The sequence below is a fragment of the Mycolicibacter longobardus genome, assembly GCF_002102265.1.
GTDB lineage: Bacteria > Actinomycetota > Actinomycetes > Mycobacteriales > Mycobacteriaceae > Mycobacterium > Mycobacterium longobardum.
The window spans coordinates 13,438-31,189 of record NZ_LQPG01000010.1 but is presented as its reverse complement, the minus strand read 5'-3'; the positions used below and the strand labels follow the sequence as shown (position 1 = coordinate 31,189).

Below are 17,752 nucleotides of genomic sequence, written 5' to 3'. Positions count from 1 at the left end.
GACCAGCTCGGGTTCGCGGGTGCGAGTCACCGACCGATCTTAGATTCCCGCCTCGTCGGCAACCTCGCGTGCCTTGTCCACGAGAGCGTCGATCCAGGCGGTGATCGGGGTGCCGGCGGCGGCCTTGTTCGCCGGGTTGTCCAGTACCCGCCGCACGATGCCCTCGGCGATGATCGCGACCTTCCACAACCCGAGCGCATGCCAGTACTGCAACGTCTCCGCGTCGCGCCCGGTTTCTTCCAGATACACCCTGGCCAGCTCGGCCCGGTCCGGGAAGCCGTCCAGCGTGCTGATCACGAACTCCCCGGCGATGTGCTCCTCACCGGGCTGCGGCCAGTACGCCAGCAGGCTGCCCATGTCGGCCAGCGGGTCACCGAGGGTGGACAACTCCCAGTCCAACACCGCGATCACCTCACCGCTGTCCGGCGAGGTGATCACGTTGCGCAGGTGGAAGTCGCCGTGCACCAGGGTCAGTTCCTGCTGCGACGGGACGGCAGCGGCCAGGCGCCGGGTCAGGTCGTCGAGTGCCGGCAGCTCTCGCGTCTTGGATTTCTCCCATTGGCCGGCCCAGCGTTTGAGCTGTCGCTGCGCGTAGGGCTTGTGGCTGGCCAGATCATCGAGGCCCACCGCGGTGATGTCGACGGCGTGAATCTTGGCCAGGGTCTTGGGCATTGACAGCCCGATCTGCCGCCGCCGCTGTGGCGTCAGCGACTCCGCCACCGCCATCCGATCCACCACCACCCCGTCGACGTACTCCATCAACAGCAGCGGGGTGTCGTCTGTATCTCGGGTGAGCCCGTACACCCGCGGGGTCGGCACGTCGGTGTCGCCGAGCGCCGAGAGGATCCGCGCCTCCCGGGCGACATCGTGGGCCGAGGCCAGCAGCGTGCCCAGCGGCGGCCGGCGCAGCACCCAGCTGTTCCCGGCGCCGTCGGAGACCAGGTAGGTCAGGTTGGACTGTCCGATCCCGATCCGCTCGAAGCGCACCGGCCCCTCGGCCGGCAGGCCCAGCTCGATGATCCACCTGGCAACCGCTGCCGGGTCGATGCCCAGCGGCTGGTCAGTCACGCCAGACCTGCCCGGAATCCGGTTGCGTCCCCGAGGATTCGGCCGCCGTCCATGACCAGGGTCTGGCCGGTGATCCAGCTTGACGCATCCGAAACCAGGAACAGCACCGCCTCGGCCACGTCGGCTGGCTCGCCGATCCGGCCCAGCGGCGTCGTGACCGACAGCCCCTGTTCGTGTTCCTTCCACAACACCTCGGCCATCTTGGTGCGCACCACGCCCGGACAGATCGCGTTGACCCGTATCCCGGGGGACAGCTCAAGCGCGAGCTGCTTGGTGATGTGAATCAGCGCGGCCTTGGTGGCGTTGTACATGCCCATCAGCGGCGCGAAACTCATTCCGCCGATCGAAGCCGTGTTCAGCACCACCCCGCTGTGCCCATCACGCTCTCCGAGTCCCGCCTTGACCGCGCAGGACGTCCACAGCAGTGGTCCCCACAGGTTGACGTCGAAGATCTTGGCGAACCGGCCGTGGTCCTGGTCGATCAGCGGCCCGTAAGCGGGGTTGGTGCCGGCGTTGTTGACCAGGATGTCGATGCTGCCGAACCTCTCCAGGGTGATTTCGATGCACCGCCTCGCGGCAGCGTCTTCCGCGACGTGGGCGGCCACACCCAGCGCGTTGCCGTTGACCTGGGCCGCCGCGGCGTCGGCGCTCTCCTGGTCGCGTGAGGTGAGGACCACGTTGGCGCCCGCTTCGGCCAGCCGCTGTCCGATCGCAAGCCCGATTCCCCGCGACCCGCCGGTGATGATGGCGGTGCGCCCGGTGAGATCCTGCGCCGTCATCGTGCGTCCTCGCGGTATTTGCGCAGTTCCTGGCGGGCGATGGCGCGCTGGTGCACCTCGTCGGGGCCGTCGGCGAGCCGCAGCGTGCGCAGGTGGGCCCAGAAGCCGGCCAGCGGGAAGTCGTCGGTGACGCCGCCGGCGCCGTGTACCTGGATGGCCCGGTCGACGATCTTGAGCGCGATGTTGGGCGCGGCGACCTTGATCGCGGCGATCTCGACCTGCGCTGCCTTGTTGCCGACGGTGTCCATCAGATAGGCGGTCTTCAGCGTCAGCAGCCGGATCATCTCGATGTCGATGCGCGCCTCGGCGATCCAGTCGCGGATGTTGGCGTTGTCAGAGATCGGCTTGCCGAAGGCGATCCGGGACTGCGCGCGCCTACACAGCAACTCCAGTGCCCGCTCGGCCATGCCGATGGCCCGCATGCAGTGGTGGATCCGGCCCGGGCCGAGCCGGGCCTGGGCGATCGCGAATCCCTCGCCTTCGCCCTTGAGCACGTCTTTTGCCGGCACCCGAACATCTTTGAAGTCGATCTCGGCGTGGCCTTCACGGTCCTGGTAGCCGAAGACCGGCAACCCGCGCATGACGGTGACGCCCGGGGCGTCCATCGGGACCACCATCATCGACTGCTGCCGGTGGATGGCGGTGTTCGGGTCGGTCTTGCCCATCACGATCATGACCTTGCAGTTCTGGTGCAACGCGTTGGAGGCGAACCACTTCCGGCCGTTGAGGACGTAGTCGCCGGCTGCGTCGTCCTTGACCATGGCCAGCTGCACATTGGTGGCGTCCGAGCTGGCCACCTGCGGCTCGGTCATCGCGAAGGCCGACCGGATGGTGCCCTCCAGCAGCGGTTTGAGGTATTTCTCCTTGTGTTCGTCGCTGCCGAACAGCGTGAACACCTCCATGTTGCCGGTGTCCGGGGCGCTGCAGTTGCAGGCTTCCGGTGCGAGATGCGGACTGCGGCCCATGATTTCGGCCAGCGGCGCGTACTCCAGGTTGGTCAGGCCCGGGCCCCATTCCGGGTGGGGGTGGAACAGGTTCCACAGGCCGCGCTTGCGCGCCTGCTCCTTGAGCTCCTCCAGGATCGGTGGTTGAAAGTGCGGGTTGCCGGATTCGGCCATCTGCGACTCGTAGACGGGCTCCGCCGGATACACGCAGCTGTCCATGAACTCCAGCAGATCAGACTGGTATTTCGTTGCACGCTCCGACATTTCAAACAGGGACATGCAGACTCCTCACCTAGGACACTTACGGGTTGACCAGGCCGCGCTGGTAGCGGCGCATGCCGCGCAGCCAGCGGTCGTAATCGGCGGCCTTGTGCCGGTACATCTCCAGCACGGCCGGGTGCGGCAGGATCAGGAAGCGTTCGTCGTCGATGGCGGCGAGCACCTCCTCGGCGACCTCGGCCGGTTCCAGGACGTTGCCGGCTGCCGTGACCGCGCGGGTGGCCAGATCGCCCTGCGGGTCACCGGACTGTTCACCGGCGTAGAGCAGTTTGGTGTTGACGCCCATCGGGCACAGGCAGCTGACCCGCACACCCTGGTCGCCGTAGGTGATGTTGAGCCATTCGGCGAAGCCGACGGCGGCATGTTTGGTGACCGCGTAGGTGGCGCCGCCGAGTTGGGTGAGCAGGCCGGCCGCCGATGCGGTGGATACGAAGTATCCCTCTCCCCGGCGTACCCAGTCGGGAATCAACAGCTGCGCGGCGCGGATGTGGGAGCGCAGATTGACGTCGATGGCCAGGTCCCAGTCCGCCTCGCCGGGCAGTCCGGGTGCACCGGTGATACCGGCGTTGGCGAAGTAGAAGTCGACCGGCCCGAACTCGCGCTCGGCCAGTGCGATCAGTTCCCGGATGGTCTCGGTGTCTGCGACGTCGCCGCCGCTGCCGACCGCGGAACCCGGATGTTCGGTGTTGACCTGGTCGGCCACCGCCGACGCGGCCTCGGCGTCGAGGTCGGCCACCACGACTTTCGCCCCCGCCCGGGCGAGTGCGGACGCCAGTGCGCCACCGATACCGCCACCGCCGCCGGTCACTATGGCAACCCGCTCGGCAACCTTCATGGGCACCTTCCTCGCTGTCGGTAGTTCGTCACCGTAGTTGAATCCGGTTTCAACTTCAATGGCCGCCTGTGGAGAATTTCAGCGCATTGGCCCACAACCGGGTCACCGTGTCGACCAGCGCCTCGAAGTCGACGTCCGAGCCGCCGGGGACCTCCGCCGCCACGAATATGCTGTACGCCAGCCTGCTCACCATCCCCGACAGCGCCCGCGAGGCCAGCAGCGGATCGACGTCGGCGCCGGCGATCCCCCGCTCCTGCAGGTCGGCGATTCCGGCGGCGTTGCGCTGGATGAACGCATCGGCGCGCCGGGACCGGAAGGCCCGGAACTTGGGATCGATCTGGGCTACCTGCTCCAGCAGCCCCATCAGCTGGGCATTGCGCCGATACGCCTCCAGATAGGCACGATTGCTCGCCTCGAGCACCGCGTAGGGGTCGTCGGTATCGCTCACCCGGCCCATCCCCGGATGCATCATGTCCTGCTGCGCCTGCTCGAGGACGGCCGCGAAGATCTCCTCTTTGTTCGCGAAGTAGGTGTAGAACGACCCGGTCGCGCACCCCGCCGCTTTGGTGATGTCGGTCAGCTTGGCGTCGAGGTAGCCGTCCCGCTCGAACACCTTGCGGGCCGCCGCCACCAGGCCCGCCCGGGTCCGCGCCCCGCGCACCGTCGCCGGTGGCTGGCGGACCGGGGCGGCCGGAACGGCATCCATGCCGGGAGCTTAACTGAATTCGATATCAAGTTCACTGAATTCCTCGGCACCGCCGGCGAGCTCACCCAGCATGGCTTCGGCCTCCGGCTCGGGCAGTGATTCCACCCCGCGCAGCTTGCGTTCGATGGCGCGGGTGCGGACTCCGGCGGTGTCGATGGTGTTGCGAGCGGTGTCGAGTTGCTTGCGGGTCTTCTCCAGCACGGCCGCGAACTTCCCGAACTCGGTCTTGACCGCTCCGAGCACCTGCCACACCTCACTGCTGCGCCGCTCGATCGCCAGGGTGCGAAAACCCATCCGCAGGCTGTTGAGCAGGGCGGCCAATGTGGTGGGCCCGGCCAGTGTGACCTTGTACTTGGCCTGGATCTGCTCGAACAGCCCCGGTTGGCGCAGCACCTCGGCGTAGAGGCTTTCGGTGGCCAGGAACAGGATCGCGAAGTCCGTGGTGTGCGGCGGCTCGAGGTACTTGTCACAGATGTCGCCGGCTTCGGCTTCGATCCGCCGGATCAACGCCTGCCGCGCGGCGGCCTCACCCGCGGCGTCGGCGTGCTCCTGCGCATCGAGCAGGCGCTCGAAGTCCTCACGCGGAAACTTGGCGTCGACCGGCAACAAGACCTCACCGGCACCGGTGGCACCGGGCAGCCGGATCGCGAACTCCACCCGCGCGTTCGAACCGGGCACGGTGACGACGTTGGTGGCGTACTGCTCGGGCGTCAGCGTCTCGGCCAGCAGCGCCGCCAGTTGCGCTTCGCCGAAGATGCCGCGAGTCTTGACGTTGGTCAGTACCCGCTTCAGGTCGCCCACCCCGGTGGCCAGTGTCTGCATCTCGCCCAGGCCCCGCTGCACGGCTTCCAGGCGCTCCGAGATCTGCGTGAAGGATTGCGCCAGCCGGGTTTCCAGCGTCGCCTGCAGTTTCTCGTCGACCGTGGCGCGCATCTTCTCCAGTTGCGCGGTGTTCTCGGTCTGCAGGCTCCTGAGCTGCCGGTCCAGCGTGGCACCCAGCTTGTCCTGCGTTCCCTGCAGAGTCGAGCCGAAGCGGTGCAGGGTCATCTGCCACTGGTGGAAGGCCTGCGCGAGTTCGGCGCGACCGGCGTGCTGTTCTTCACGCAGCGTTCGCTCCACACGCTCACTGTCGCCGCGCAGCGCGGCGAGCTGCTCGGGCGATATCGCGCTGCCGCCGGGACGTACGAGTATCACCACCTGCAGGATCACCGCCAGCAGCGCCAGCGAGGTCAGGAGGATCAGCAGTGCTGTGTCCATGCCGGCAACCTAGCGCGAGCCACCGACATTTCCCGGTCACCGCAGCGGCGGGCCCCACCGCACTTGCTCACGCAGCCGCGTTTTGAGCAGTTTGCCGCTGGCGGTGCGTGGCAGTTCCTCGGTCACCACGGTGATGTACTGCGGCACCTTGAAGTCCGCCAGTTGGCCCCGACAGTGGTCGACCACCGCGGCCACGTCGATGTCTTCGCCGAGCAACACCGCGCCGACCTTCTCGCCCATCACGTCGTCGGGCACCGCGAGCACGCAGGCGTCGGCGACCCCGGGCGCCGACAGCAGCGCGGCCTCGACCTCGACGCTGGAGACGTTCTCGCCACCACGATTGATGATGTCCTTGAGGCGGTCGATGATGTGCACCCGGCCGGCGTCGTCGACGCGCACCACGTCGCCGGTGTGCAGCCAGCCGTCGACGATCGTGGCGGCCGTGGCATCGGGCCGGTTCCAGTACCCGCCCATCACATTCGCGCCGCGCACCACCAACTCACCGGTGGCCGGGTCGTCACCGAGCGGGGCAATACCGATGTCGCCCGACGGCACCGCGTAGCCGACCGAATCCGCATGCGCCACCGCATCGGAGTCCGGCAGCACCGTCATCAGCGACGCCGTCTCGGTCATGCCGTACCCGTTGAACACCTTTGCCGCGCCGAACGCCTCGCGCAGCGAGCGGACCAGCGCGGGCGCCGTCGGGGCGCCGCCGTAACCGACCCACCGCACCCCGCTCACGTCGAGCCGGGCGAACTCCGGGTGCCGCAGCAGCAGCGCGTATATCGCGGGCACCGTCACCATCGATGAGATCCGTTGCGCAGGCAGCGTTGCGATCAACTCGGGAAGATTCAGCGACGGCATGATGACCGCCGTGCCGCCGGTGTACGCGGCGACCAACAGTTGGGAGTTGCAGCCGGTCACGTGAAACAGCGGGACCGAGATCAGCGTGCGGAACTGCTCGCCCAGCTGCCGGGACCGGCCCAGGGTGCGCATCATGTTCTCGGCGTTGGTCAAGAACGCCTCGTGGGTGGTGGGCACTCCCTTGGGACTGCCGGTGGTGCCGGAGGTGTAGAACAGTGCCGCGGTGTCGGCCGATTCGAGTCCGTCCACCACATACGGTTCGCCGTCGGGCAGCGCGGTGCCGGGCGCCAGGTCCACGCGAACGCCCGCGTCGGCCAGCACGAAGTCGACTTCCGGTACGGCCGAACGGGTATTGACGGCCACCGGTATTCCGCCGGCCATCAGGGTCCCCCAGAACGCCAGCACCCAGTCCAGGCCCGCGGAGTAGCGCAACCCGACGCGGTCACCGCGCCCCAGGCCGTCGGCACGCAACCCGCCGGCCACCCGGGCCGCTCGCTGCCACAGCTGCCGGTAGGTCAGCCCTCCGGCGCCGAGTTCGACCGCGGCCTCGCTGTCCGGCCGCTGTTCGGACTGCTCGGCAAGCAGATCCAGCAGGGTCGCGGGCAGCTGCCGGTAGTGCGCGACACCGTTGCGGTCGCGGTCCACCCCGGTCGTCGGAAAAGGGTTGTGGCTGCGTGGAATTTCGACGATTCCGGTCATCGCCGGCGCCGCCGGCTGTGCGCCAGGCTCCGCAGCGTCCCGCGCAACGCGTAGACCGCTGTCGTGACGGACACCAAGATCAACACCACGAACATCGGCAACCAGTTGCCGCGCTCATGGTTGACGTGCCACCAGACATAGGTGAACGCACCGAGCACGCGAACAACACCACGTCGCGCCAGTTGCCCTGATATGAGATCGCCGCGGCCCGCAGTGCCCTGCTCCGGTCGGACGCGGCCACCAGGTCGTCGATGCGCTCATCGATGGTGCGTTGCAGGTCCGCTCGTCGCTGCGTCTGCTCCGCCGGGATCCGGTCGAGCAGGTCGAGGTCCTGTTTGATCAGGGCGCGCAGGTCGGGGCCCTTCAGCTGCCCGGCCGCCGCGGTAAGCAGGGCGCCACCGAAAACCGGTGCTGCGCCCAGCGCCATGCTCAGCAGAGAGGGCATCGTGCTGTCCTTTCGCGCTACTCCCCCCGGGCCACCCTACGACGCCCGGTCGCCTCAGCCGAGGTGCACGGCGCCGTCGGCCGAGATTCGCCAGCCGGGATTGTGGGCGATCTCCCAGATCAGTCCGTTCGGGTCCTGGATCTGCGCGTGGAACACCCCGCCGAACTGGCCGGGTTGCGGCGGTTTGACGACGGTGCCACCCGCGGCGGCCATGGCGTCGGCCAGCGCAGTGACCTCGTCCGGACTGTCGACGTTGTGGGCCACGGTGACCCCGGAGACCCGGGAATGATCGCCGGGCAGGGCCAGATCTTCGTTGAACTTGTCGGCCAGAAAAAAGCCCAGCACCTGCCCCGGCGCCGTCTGGTAGAACACGATCTCGCCCTCGACGTCCAGCAGCGGGCTCCAGCCCAGCGCACCGTAGAACCGCCGGGTGGCGGCCAAATCGATCGCGGCCACGGTGACGAAGTGCACCTGCTGTTCCATCCGGCCCAGCGTAGAGACGCAGCGCGGCATCTTGTCAGTCCGCCCAGGTACAGTCGCACATATGTTCGATACGAAGGATCTTGACCTGGCCGAGCTGGCCAGCGCCGACGACGGTGCGGTGGCGGCGTCCGTGGCGGGTTGGGCGCGGATCGAGGCGGCGGCGGCCGCTCGCCGGTTGGCGGCGATCGCGGAGTTGGTGCGCCGGCGCACCGACATCTCGGCGGATCGTGCTCACTGGGCCTGTGATGAGTGGGATGGCGCGGCGGCCGAGGTCGCAGCCGCGCTCGGGGTCAGCCACGCCAAGGCGTCCCGGCAGATGTATCTGGCCTTGGCGTTGCGGGAGCGGTTGCCGCGGGTAGCGCAGTTGTTCGCCGAGGGCAGGCTGTCAGCACAACTGGTGTCGGTGATCTCGTGGCACACCACACTGATCAACGACCCGGACGCTTTGCGGCAGGTGGATGCAGAGGTCGCCGCCGAAGCTCGACGCTACGAGCGGATGTCGGCGCCCAAGACCGCCCAGGCCATCGATGCGATCGTGGACCGTCACGACCCGGCAGCGCTGCGCCGCACCCGCGACGCTGCCCGCAGCCGGGAAGTGGTGATCGACCGCAGCAGTGATATCCAGACCGGAACCACGGCATTGTGGGGCCGGCTCTACGCCGCTGACGCCGAGGTGTTGGAGCGACGGTTGATGGCGATGGCCCATGAGGTCTGCCCGGACGATCCGCGCACCCTGGCCCAACGCCGCGCTGACGCCCTGGGTGCGCTGGCCGCCGGCGGCGACCGGCTGGTCTGCGGCTGCGGCAACACCGCGTGCGCGGCGGCCGATCCCGGCGAGCGTCGCAGCGGGGTGATCATCCATGTCCTCGCCGAGCAGGCCAGCGTGCAGACCCCGGTCGACCCGCGCAACCACGGCCAAGACCCCGACCCTGAGCCCGATCCCGATCCCGATCCCGCCGTTAGTGCCCCACCGGCGGTCATCCTGGGTGGTCCGTTGGTCCCCGCACCCCTGCTGGCGGAGCTGATCGCGGCCGGCGCCACGATCCGCCCGCTGATCATCCCCGGCCCCGACACCTTGGCCGAGCCGCGGTATCGGCCCTCCACCGCACTGGATGAGTTCGTTCGATGCCGCGATATGACCTGCCGATTCCCCGGCTGTGATCGGCCGGCCGAATTCTGCGACATCGATCACGCCATCGCCTACCCCTGGGGGCCGACCCACCCGTGCAACCTGCGTTGCCTATGCCGCAAGCATCACCTGTTGAAGACATTCTGGGGCTGGCGCGATCAACAATTCCCCGACGGCACCATCACCTGGACCAGCCCCAGCGGGCAATCCTTCACCACGCACCCCGGCAGTCGACGGCAGTTTCCCGTGCTGTGTCTCCCCACCGGGGAGCTCCCCCAACGCACCGAGGCTCCACCCACCACAGCCAACCGCACCCTGATGATGCCCGCCCGCCGCAGAACCCGAGCGCAAGACCGGGCCCAACGCATCAACGCCGAACGCGCACTCAACGCCGACTACGCCGCCGAACGAATCGCCGAACGCAACCAGCCCCCGCCGTTTTGACCTAGCTCTTGAAGGGCAGCACCTTATTGAGCTGGTCGAGCTGCCTGCGCAAGTCATGGATCAGCGCGGTGCCCCTCGCGGTCTGCGCCACTGCATAGATCCCGTCCTGGTGCCGAGCCAGCTCCGCGATGTCCTCGTAGGCCGCGCGCACGGACGCCAGGGTGCGCGCAAGCAGGTCCGTGGTGGACCCAGTGTCGTTTGCTTGAGTCACGGCATCGCAGCCTATCGCCTCACGATAGAAACTGCGCGAAAACGCCGGAGTGCACAACCTGGCCAACACCGGTGACATCCGGCGTAGTCTCTCGAAAGCAGCCGAGACGGGAAGGGGACGACTGTGAAGCGCTACCTCACCGGGGGCCTGACCGGCGCGCTGGTGGCCGCCGGCTTGGCGGCCGGGTCGCTGATCGCCTCGGCACCGACGGCCCATGCGGGTTGTCAGGACAATCCGCTGCTGTTCTTTCACACAGCCCAGAAGTGCGACGGCCCGATTCAGCCCGACGGTAGCTGGCAGCGTTGCGTGATCTACTACTACGAACCGCCGAAATCACCACCGTCGCAACAGGACTGCCACTCGATGGGGCCGGGGCGAGACTACCCGTTCCACTCGTTCTACATGCCGGAGAACCACATCGACCCGTAGCGGGGTTCAACAGCTTGGCGCGCCACGCCACGAAGGCCATTTGCCGTCACCGCCCGCTTGGATGACCCGTAGGGTCGGCGGCTAGCACACAGGTACGCCTACTCAGATGAGAACAATTCGGCTAGCGCCTCAGGGCTCGGTCCGGTGATGTTCGTCAGCGTCGGCTCGGGTAACGGCGACGGCAAGGCTTCCCCGTCATCTGGGTGGTGATACAGGTATTCGCTTGCCGAGTGAACGGTGACATCGTTGATGAACTTCGCCAACCGTGTCGTAGCAGGCTCCACTCGATCCAGCTCGCCCGCACGCACTCGTTCCACCGGAACGTTCGCCTCAGCCAAAGATTCAACGTCGCCCATAATCAATCCGAGCCGCCGCGTCAACGGAAACGTGATACCCCAAGCTGTCAAGAAGCCCACCCCTCGACCTGGACCGCTGCCCGGTCGAGGCACCAGGCCCACTGGTGAGTCGCTTGTGATCAGGGATCGGCGACCAAACCGAATCAATGTCCACGGCCTGCACCACACGTACCGCAATAGCTCCTGGGCGGTTTGCAGCATCTCCTTGATGTGCTCGGCCGGCGAGATGGTGACTGGCGGGCCGCCGGGCTGACTTGCCTGTTGCCACACCGCCTCCGCTTCGTCCTCGTCCAGCTTCAAACCATAGCGATCCTTCACCCAGTCTTGAACGTTCTCACGACCGATCGCGGCCGCTTCGAGGCTGATCATTTGGCCGCCGAGATACTCCAGCGTGCGGCGGTGGTCCGGCCCGCGCAGGTACTGCACCACCAAGAAGGTGGCTAGCGCCGCGCGCTGCTCCTCCGACAGCGGCCATATCCGTCGCTCGATCATCCGCAGAATCGACGCGGCGGTGCCCTCAAGGTCCGACAACGCCTTCTCGAAAGCATCTGCCCCATCGGGGTGCCCGTCTATGGAGTAGAAGCGGTTGATGGCGGCTGTGTTCTTGACACGCGACGTGTACCTCTTCTCACCGGGCAGCCGTACGGTGGTGATCCGCGCCGCGTCATCCGCGAACCCCCGCAGGTAGAACTGCGGCACCGTATGGTGCAACTTGGCCTCTTCGGCCATGACTGTTACGCCCCCATCAACTGGGCGGCCACCGTCGCCCCGAGCTCCCAGCACGCCTCCAGCTCCGCCTTGCCGGGCTTGGCCGAGACCACCACGTAGTCGGCGGCTTTCACCCATCCCAGCCCGGTCGTGATGGTGTCAACGGCACGCTCGGCTCCCTCGGTGCCCTCATTGCCGTGCAGATAGAGGCCGAACGGCCTGCCGCGGGTCGCGTCCAGGATCGGGTAGTAGCAGACGTCGAAGGCGTGCTTGAGGGCGCCGCTGACGTAGCCCAGGTTGGCGGGGCTGCCCAACAGGTAACCGTCGGCGGCCAGCATGTCGGTCGGCGACACCGACAACGCCGGGCGGCGAACCACCTCGACCCCCTCGATCTGCGGATCGGTCGCCCCAGACAGCACCGCCTCGAACATGGCCTGGCAGTAGGGCGACGGCGTGTGGTGAACGATCAACAATCGGGGCATCGGCGAGCCTCAGATCGAATCGAAGAAGTCTTCATCGAGCCGGTAAAGCGTCACTGACTGTTCCAGTTGAACCCCGACGCCGTGCTCCACCAGCAATTCAGCGAGCCGCGTACCGTCGATCAGCTCTATCCGTGCGTTGATGCGTTCCGCCTCATCGATCGCACCTTTCGTAAACCGCGAGGTCGTAATGAAGACCCCTCGGTCGCCCTGCTTGGAGAGAAGCGCCCCCGCGAAGCCGTGAATCGCTGGACGATCGACCGGTGCGTCGGTATAGCGCTTCGCCTGCACGTAAATTCGATCTAACCCAAGCGGGTCCTGGCTGATGATGCCGTCGATACCGCCGTCGCCAGTAGCCACTGTCCGGTCCGCCGAACCCTTTCGTCCGTAGCCCATGCGGTTGAGCAGCCGAACGACTAGTTCCTCGAACCCGGTCGGTGTCAGGTTGAGCGCCGCAGCGAGCACCTCCCGCTCCACGGCTGCGCGGTTGATCCGTTCCGCCTGTTCAGCTAGGTCGTTTGGTGTGCTCTGCTCGTCGTCGGCCGTCGTCTTCTTCTGGTCCTCGTTATCCCCGTCGGCTGTGGCGCGGCCCCGCTTCCGATTGCGAAACTCCACAAATGCGGGGTACGCCTCAAGAGCCTTCGTATCGATCCGCTCTGGAAATCTGTCAAGCGCGGCACGGCCTTCATCCGAGATCTGAACCAGTCCGCGTCCAGGCCGCTCGATCAGCCCAGACTGAACTAGGTAGGACAACGCCCAACCGGCGCGATTGTCTATGCGTCGCTGCCCGCTCGGCACCTTAGCCGCCCGCTCCTCAGGCGTGAGATCGAACTCGTCGGCCATCCCCTCAATGACCTCCCGAGACCGACGAACCGCGCCATCAGCCAGAGACGCCAGGACGGGCCGCATGAGTGTCTGATAGTCGGGAATCGTCACATCACAACCTCCCAGCGGAGCGACGACATACGTCGCAATTTGATAGTGAGTATCTACCGCAAATTTGCTTGAGGGCGCCGCTGACGTAGCCCAGGTTGGCCGGGCTGCCCAACAGGTAACCGTCGGCGGCCAGCATGTCGGTCGGCGACACCGACAACGCCGGGCGGCGAACCACCTCGACCCCCTCGATCTGCGGATCGGTCGCCCCAGACAGCACCGCCTCGAACATGGCCTGGCAATGGGGCGACGGCGTGTGGTGCACCACCAGCAGCGTCTTGCTCATCGGCCCTCCTGCAGTCGGACCGCGGTCTTCATCGCCTCCCGCGCGCGACGACGGTCCCCGGCGAATTCATAGGCACGGGCCAGCCGGTACCAGCGCTGCCAGTTGTCCGGGTCGGCGTCGAGTTCGTCGCGAACGGTGTGGAACAGGGCATCGGCGGCATCGCGTTCGATGCGTCCGGACGGCCGCCGCGGGAGCGTACCGGCGTCGAGTTCCATTCCGTCCTCGGCGATCAGCCGGGACAGCCGCTGGTGGGCGAACCCGTCGCGCAGGGTGGCGGTCATCGCCCACAGCCCCAGGAACGGCATGATCAGCAGCGCCACCCCCATCCCGATGGCCGGCACCGATCCGGAGCCGATCAGCAACACCGCGATCCGGCCCAGAAACGCCAGATACATCAGCAGCGCCAGGCACATGAAGGCGATGAGCACCTTCACCCTGGTGGCCGGCGACACCTTGACCACGCTTACTTCAGGTCGAGGAGGGGCTCGATACCGATCGTGAGCCCTGGGAATTCGGCGACCCGGCGCACCGCCAGCAGCACTCCGGGAACGAACGAGGTTCGGTCGATGCTGTCGTGCCGGATGGTGAACGTCTCCCCCATGGTGCCGAACAGCACCTCCTGGTGGGCGACCAGCCCGGCCAGCCGGACGGAATGCACCGGCACGCCGTCGACGTCGGCGCCGCGCGCCCCGGGCAGGCCGGTGCTGGTGGCGTCGGGGTTGGGCGGCAGTCCTTTTCGGGCTTCGGCAATCAGTTGGGCGGTGCGGGTCGCGGTGCCCGACGGCGCATCGGCCTTCTGCGGGTGGTGCAGTTCGATGACCTCCACCGACTCGAAGTACTTCGCGGCCTGGACCGCGAAGTGCATCGACAGCACCGCACCGATGGCGAAATTGGGTGCGATCAGCACCGCCGCACCGGGTTTGGCTGCCAGCCAGGAACGGACCTGAGCCAGCCGTTCCTCGGTGAACCCGGTGGTGCCAACTACGGCGTGAATCCCGTTGTCGATCAAGAACTTCAGGTTGTCCATCACGACGTCCGGGTGGGTGAAGTCGATCACCACCTCGGTGCCGCCGTCGGTCAACAGGGTCAGCTCATCACCGGCGTCGACCTCGGCGGACAGGGTCAGATCATCGGCGGCGCGTACCGCCCCAACCATCGTGGCACCGACTTTGCCCTTGGCGCCCAGCACTGCAACTCGCATGGCTGCCACCCTAGTGGTGATCGCAAGCGCGACGAAGCCAGGGCGCTGGGGGCACACCTCCCGCTTGCGGGGGACGGGTCACCACCATCAAAACGGCAGCGGGCTTCAGGACACCTCCCGGCGGGCCTCACCGGACCCGCCGGCATTGGACCGGCATTCGGCCACGAAACGGGCCATCAGGTCGAACGCCGCCCGGCTGTCCGGCAGGAACGGGAACAGTGCCGGGAACGCGTGCAGTTCACTGGCCCACAACTCAAGTCGGTTGGGCCGGCCGACCTGCTGCAGCGCGGCATGCAGCCGTTCGGCATCACAGCGCAGGATCTCCGATTCGGCCGCGATCAGCAGCGCCGGGGGCATGGTCTCCAGTCGGCCGTTGATCGGGGACAGCTCGTGCCGCAACCTCGCCGAGGGGCAGACCAGGTCGACGAGGTCGGGCAGCACCGCCGGGATGCCGAAAGCGTCGGCGGTCATGTTCGAGTGGGTACTCCGAGCGACGCCGTCCAGTTCCAGCAGGGCGGAGATACCGATCACCCCGGCCGGGGCGAGCAGACCGCGCTGTTGGCTGCTGAGCGCGGTCGCGAACGCCAGGAATCCGCCGGCGGAGTCGCCGGCCAGCACTGTCTTGTCGGGGTCGGCACCGCGATCGAGCAGCCAACGGTAGGCGCCGACGCAGTCGTCCACCGACCCGTCCACCGTCACCTGCGGATACTGCCGATAGTCGACGTGTACCACCGGCAGCCCGGTGCGCCGGGCAAGCTTGGCCACCACATGCAGGTGGGTGTCCAGGCCTCCGGTGACAAAACCGCCGCCGTGGAAGTACAGGATGGCGCCGTCGCCGAATGCCTCGTCGAGCGGCCGGGCACGATCAACTCGGCGGACCACCTCGACCGGGACTCCGGCGGCATCGGCACGGGTGAAACCCACGCGCCAAAACGGCCGCACGCGTTGCAGCCTGGCGAGGGTGTTGATCCGCCGGCCCATCGTCGTGATCCGAGCCGCGATCGTCCCGCTGCCGGCGTGCAGGACCAGACGGCGCACCAACCGCGGGGTGATGGCGTGGGCGACCGCGTAGATGAGCTTGGCGGGCAGGGATGCGGAGTGAATCGGACCGGTTTCAGTCACCCGGGCAGTCTAGGGGCCGATCAACGGCGAGCACCATGATTTGGGCCAACCGCGGGGTTCTCAGGCCGTGCCATCAAGCGGCGCCATTCAAGCGTCGATGACGATCCGTCCCCCGTTGGCCCGCGAGACGCAGACCAGCATCTCATCGGCGCCCTCCGCGGTGCGTCCGCGCCGGTCGACGTCACCGGCGATCACCTTGACCTTGCAGGTACCGCAGAATCCTTGCCGGCAGGAGCACGCGGTCGTCGGATCGACGTCGAGCATCACGTCCAGCGCAGAGCGGTCCGCAGGAATCGCCAGCAGACGCCCCGACCGGACCAGCTCCAACTCGAACGGCACCCCGTCGACCACCGGTGGCGGGCTGAACCGCTCGTAGTGCAGCGGCGCGTCAGCATGTTCGTTGCGGGTGGTGCGCACCGCTTCGAGCATCGCGGTCGGCCCGCACACGTATACCGCGGTCTGCGGACCCGCACCCGCCAGCAGTTCGTCGGTGCCGGCGAAGCGCCCGTGTTCGTCGTCGGCCCACACCGTGACCCGCTCGGGATCCACCGCCAGCACCTCGTCCAGCAGCGGCATGTCGGCACGCGTGCGTCCCGCATACACCGCGCGCCAATCGATTCCGCGCTGCGCGGCCTCACGGAGCATCGGCAGCATCGGGGTCACCCCGATCCCACCGATGACGAACAGCACATCACTCTCGCCGGTGCCGAGGTAGAACGCGTTTCGCGGCCCCTCGAACACCAGTGTGTCGCCCTCGGCGTAGGTCTCGTGCATCTCGACCGAGCCACCGCCGCCGTCGTCGAGCCGGCGCACCGCGATGCGGTACTCGGTGCGGCGACCGGGTATCCCGCACAGCGAGTACTGCCGGCGACGACCCGAGGGCAACTGCACATCGATGTGACCGCCCGGCGTCCAGGACGGCAACAGCCCACCGTCGGGATCGGCGATGGTGAGAGCCACCACGTCGCTGGTCAGCATCTCCCGCTTGGTGACGACGGCCGCGATGGTCCGGGAGACCGGCGCCACCCGGGACGGCTTCCACCTCGACAGCGCGGAGACACCACCGAAGAGCGTGACCGCTGCCCACAGCATGTTGTAGAACCGGTCGTGTTTGCGCCGGCCGTAGAGGTCGGCCGGACGGGAGTCCCAGATCTCTTGCGGCATATCAGCTTTGCCGGATATCCGGCGCGTCGGACCTGCCGGTCACGCTCCGTTGCACCCATTCGTCGGTGAGCCGGGCGATGATCTCCGGGCGATCGGTCACCACCCAGTGCCCACCGTCGATGTCGAGCACCCGGTGGCGGGGCGGGATCTGACCGGTGTAACGCTGCGCGGCAGGGCTGACGAAGAGGTCCAGGCGCGGGGCAAGAACCTGCACCGGGACATCGGTGGTGGGAAGCGGCGCGGCGGGTTTCAGAAACGGCCGCGGCATGTTGGCGCGATACAGGTTCAGTCCGTTGACGTAGTCGTTCTCCGCGCGGGGCATGGCTCGCTGCGTCTTACCGGAGCGACCGATACGGTCAAGCAGGTCAAGGACTTTGACGCCGATCCCCGACCGGAACAGTGCCTCGGGCAGCCGAGGGGTCAGAAACAGCCAGATGTAGGAGGACTCCAGCACCTGCCGAATCACATCGACAAGCGTGCGCAGGTTGCGCGGCGACCGCAGGAAACGACCGGCGTAATCCAGCTGGGGACCCGAAATCGAAGTGTAGGAACCGACTTTGGCCGCAACAACCGGGTCGGTTACGGCCGCCCAGCCCTGGATCGAACCCCAGTCGTGGCCCAGCAGATGGACCTGGTCCACACCCAGGTGCTCGATCACCGCACCGACGTCGGCGATCAGCTGGGGAAAGCGGTACCCCGACCTGTCCGCCGGTGCCGACGACGCGCCCGCTCCGCGCACGTCATAGGCGATGACGTTGTACCGGCCCGGGTAGTTCTCGATCAGTTCTTCGGCAACCCCGTCCCAGACGTGGTGGTTGTCCGGGTAGCCATGGATCGCCAGGATCGTCGGCCGCTGCGGGTCCAGATCTGTGTAGGCGTGCACCGCCAGGTTCACACCGTCGGACGCCGTAAGGGTCTTCATCGACTGCAC

Annotated in this window: 19 protein-coding genes and 2 pseudogenes; 2 read left to right on the top strand and 19 right to left on the bottom strand. The window is 67.3% G+C overall.

Annotation, left to right across the window (positions count from 1 at the left end):
* Positions 1 to 39: 39 nt before the first annotated feature.
* The 9 genes and pseudogenes from AWC16_RS04495 to AWC16_RS04455 form a co-directional block, all read right to left on the bottom strand.
* Positions 40 to 1,068, bottom strand: coding sequence for a phosphotransferase family protein (locus AWC16_RS04495; protein ID WP_109561280.1), 1,029 nt, complete (start codon positions 1,066 to 1,068; stop codon positions 40 to 42).
* Positions 1,065 to 1,847 carry an SDR family oxidoreductase gene (locus AWC16_RS04490; protein ID WP_085263599.1) on the bottom strand — a complete coding sequence of 261 codons (783 nt, stop codon included), beginning with the start codon at positions 1,845 to 1,847 and terminating at the stop codon, positions 1,065 to 1,067. Before AWC16_RS04490 ends, AWC16_RS04495 begins: the two co-directional genes overlap by 4 nt.
* Positions 1,844 to 3,070 (bottom strand): acyl-CoA dehydrogenase family protein, encoded by a 1,227-nt coding sequence (locus tag AWC16_RS04485; RefSeq protein ID WP_085263598.1) that lies wholly within the window; start codon positions 3,068 to 3,070, stop codon positions 1,844 to 1,846. The genes AWC16_RS04490 and AWC16_RS04485 overlap by 4 nt, the downstream gene beginning before the upstream one ends.
* Positions 3,071 to 3,092: 22 nt before the next feature.
* Positions 3,093 to 3,905, bottom strand: a complete 813-nt coding sequence (locus AWC16_RS04480; RefSeq protein WP_085263597.1) for an SDR family oxidoreductase — start codon at positions 3,903 to 3,905, stop codon at positions 3,093 to 3,095.
* 55 nt (positions 3,906 to 3,960) lie between these two features.
* Complete coding sequence (locus AWC16_RS04475) at positions 3,961 to 4,611, bottom strand: TetR/AcrR family transcriptional regulator (RefSeq protein ID WP_085263596.1); 651 nt, start codon at positions 4,609 to 4,611, stop codon at positions 3,961 to 3,963.
* Positions 4,612 to 4,620: 9 nt separating this feature from the next.
* Entirely contained in the window at positions 4,621 to 5,868 is a 1,248-nt protein-coding gene (locus AWC16_RS04470; RefSeq protein WP_085263595.1) for a DNA recombination protein RmuC, read from the bottom strand.
* A gap of 36 nt (positions 5,869 to 5,904) precedes the next feature.
* On the bottom strand, positions 5,905 to 7,431 hold the full coding sequence (locus AWC16_RS04465; protein ID WP_207572257.1) for a class I adenylate-forming enzyme family protein: 1,527 nt from the start codon (positions 7,429 to 7,431) through the stop codon (positions 5,905 to 5,907).
* Positions 7,428 to 7,876 (bottom strand): annotated as a pseudogene (locus tag AWC16_RS04460) (hypothetical protein). The gene AWC16_RS04465 and the pseudogene AWC16_RS04460 overlap by 4 nt, the downstream one beginning before the upstream one ends.
* 54 nt (positions 7,877 to 7,930) lie before the next feature.
* Positions 7,931 to 8,359: a VOC family protein gene (locus tag AWC16_RS04455; protein ID WP_085263594.1), complete on the bottom strand. Its 429-nt coding sequence runs from the start codon at positions 8,357 to 8,359 to the stop codon at positions 7,931 to 7,933.
* Positions 8,360 to 8,420: 61 nt separating this feature from the next.
* Between AWC16_RS04455 and AWC16_RS04450 the strand changes: the two genes are divergently transcribed.
* Positions 8,421 to 9,932 carry an HNH endonuclease signature motif containing protein gene (locus AWC16_RS04450; protein WP_085263593.1) on the top strand — a complete coding sequence of 504 codons (1,512 nt, stop codon included), beginning with the start codon at positions 8,421 to 8,423 and terminating at the stop codon, positions 9,930 to 9,932.
* 1 nt (position 9,933) lies between these two features.
* Here the strand turns inward: AWC16_RS04450 and AWC16_RS04445 are convergent, their stop codons facing one another.
* Positions 9,934 to 10,143 (bottom strand): hypothetical protein, encoded by a 210-nt coding sequence (locus AWC16_RS04445; RefSeq protein WP_133055908.1) that lies wholly within the window; start codon positions 10,141 to 10,143, stop codon positions 9,934 to 9,936.
* Between the two features lie 123 nt (positions 10,144 to 10,266).
* On the opposite strand from AWC16_RS04445, the gene AWC16_RS04440 reads away from it, so the two are divergent.
* Entirely contained in the window at positions 10,267 to 10,572 is a 306-nt protein-coding gene (locus AWC16_RS04440; RefSeq protein ID WP_085263591.1) for a CDGP domain-containing protein, read from the top strand.
* A gap of 98 nt (positions 10,573 to 10,670) precedes the next feature.
* Here AWC16_RS04440 and AWC16_RS04435 read toward each other — a convergent pair whose 3' ends face one another.
* The 9 genes and pseudogenes from AWC16_RS04435 to AWC16_RS04395 all read right to left on the bottom strand — a co-directional run bounded on the left by AWC16_RS04435 (position 10,671) and on the right by AWC16_RS04395 (position 17,743).
* The gene (locus tag AWC16_RS04435; RefSeq protein WP_085263590.1) at positions 10,671 to 11,657 is read right to left on the bottom strand and encodes a DUF4238 domain-containing protein; all 987 of its coding nucleotides are present in this window, start codon (positions 11,655 to 11,657) and stop codon (positions 10,671 to 10,673) included.
* 5 nt (positions 11,658 to 11,662) lie between these two features.
* Complete coding sequence (locus AWC16_RS04430; RefSeq protein ID WP_085263589.1) at positions 11,663 to 12,118, bottom strand: flavodoxin family protein; 456 nt, start codon at positions 12,116 to 12,118, stop codon at positions 11,663 to 11,665.
* Between the two features lie 9 nt (positions 12,119 to 12,127).
* Positions 12,128 to 13,051 carry a restriction endonuclease gene (locus AWC16_RS04425; protein WP_085263588.1) on the bottom strand — a complete coding sequence of 308 codons (924 nt, stop codon included), beginning with the start codon at positions 13,049 to 13,051 and terminating at the stop codon, positions 12,128 to 12,130.
* 43 nt (positions 13,052 to 13,094) lie between these two features.
* A pseudogene (locus tag AWC16_RS04420) lies at positions 13,095 to 13,334 on the bottom strand (flavodoxin family protein); the annotation flags it as partial.
* A complete protein-coding gene (locus AWC16_RS04415; RefSeq protein WP_276062374.1) occupies positions 13,331 to 13,747 on the bottom strand; it encodes a tetratricopeptide repeat protein in 417 nt (138 codons plus the stop codon). The gene AWC16_RS04415 and the pseudogene AWC16_RS04420, both read right to left, overlap by 4 nt.
* Positions 13,748 to 13,797: 50 nt before the next feature.
* A complete protein-coding gene (dapB, locus tag AWC16_RS04410) occupies positions 13,798 to 14,535 on the bottom strand; it encodes a 4-hydroxy-tetrahydrodipicolinate reductase (protein WP_085263586.1) in 738 nt (245 codons plus the stop codon).
* Positions 14,536 to 14,640: 105 nt separating this feature from the next.
* Entirely contained in the window at positions 14,641 to 15,657 is a 1,017-nt protein-coding gene (locus AWC16_RS04405; protein ID WP_085263585.1) for an alpha/beta hydrolase, read from the bottom strand.
* A gap of 87 nt (positions 15,658 to 15,744) precedes the next feature.
* Positions 15,745 to 16,821: a PDR/VanB family oxidoreductase gene (locus AWC16_RS04400; RefSeq protein WP_085263584.1), complete on the bottom strand. Its 1,077-nt coding sequence runs from the start codon at positions 16,819 to 16,821 to the stop codon at positions 15,745 to 15,747.
* A 1-nt stretch (position 16,822) separates the two neighbouring features.
* On the bottom strand, positions 16,823 to 17,743 hold the full coding sequence (locus AWC16_RS04395; RefSeq protein WP_085263866.1) for an alpha/beta fold hydrolase: 921 nt from the start codon (positions 17,741 to 17,743) through the stop codon (positions 16,823 to 16,825).
* Positions 17,744 to 17,752 lie beyond the last annotated feature (9 nt).

Bases quoted from the DNA above. Each gene is read 5' to 3' on its own strand.
- AWC16_RS04450 (WP_085263593.1), top strand. From the start codon at position 8,421: ATGTTCGATACGAAGGATCTTGACCTGGCCGAGCTGGCCAGCGCCGAC.
- AWC16_RS04480 (WP_085263597.1), bottom strand. From the start codon at position 3,905: ATGAAGGTTGCCGAGCGGGTTGCCATAGTGACCGGCGGCGGTGGCGGT.
- AWC16_RS04435 (WP_085263590.1), bottom strand. From the start codon at position 11,657: ATGGCCGAAGAGGCCAAGTTGCACCATACGGTGCCGCAGTTCTACCTG.
- AWC16_RS04475 (WP_085263596.1), bottom strand. From the start codon at position 4,611: ATGGATGCCGTTCCGGCCGCCCCGGTCCGCCAGCCACCGGCGACGGTG.
- AWC16_RS04465 (WP_207572257.1), bottom strand. From the start codon at position 7,431: ATGACCGGAATCGTCGAAATTCCACGCAGCCACAACCCTTTTCCGACG.
- AWC16_RS04490 (WP_085263599.1), bottom strand. From the start codon at position 1,847: ATGACGGCGCAGGATCTCACCGGGCGCACCGCCATCATCACCGGCGGG.
- AWC16_RS04400 (WP_085263584.1), bottom strand. From the start codon at position 16,821: ATGCCGCAAGAGATCTGGGACTCCCGTCCGGCCGACCTCTACGGCCGG.
- dapB (WP_085263586.1), bottom strand. From the start codon at position 14,535: ATGCGAGTTGCAGTGCTGGGCGCCAAGGGCAAAGTCGGTGCCACGATG.
- AWC16_RS04485 (WP_085263598.1), bottom strand. From the start codon at position 3,070: ATGTCCCTGTTTGAAATGTCGGAGCGTGCAACGAAATACCAGTCTGAT.
- AWC16_RS04470 (WP_085263595.1), bottom strand. From the start codon at position 5,868: ATGGACACAGCACTGCTGATCCTCCTGACCTCGCTGGCGCTGCTGGCG.
- AWC16_RS04430 (WP_085263589.1), bottom strand. From the start codon at position 12,118: ATGCCCCGATTGTTGATCGTTCACCACACGCCGTCGCCCTACTGCCAG.
- AWC16_RS04455 (WP_085263594.1), bottom strand. From the start codon at position 8,359: ATGGAACAGCAGGTGCACTTCGTCACCGTGGCCGCGATCGATTTGGCC.
- AWC16_RS04395 (WP_085263866.1), bottom strand. From the start codon at position 17,743: ATGAAGACCCTTACGGCGTCCGACGGTGTGAACCTGGCGGTGCACGCC.
- AWC16_RS04415 (WP_276062374.1), bottom strand. From the start codon at position 13,747: ATGTGCCTGGCGCTGCTGATGTATCTGGCGTTTCTGGGCCGGATCGCG.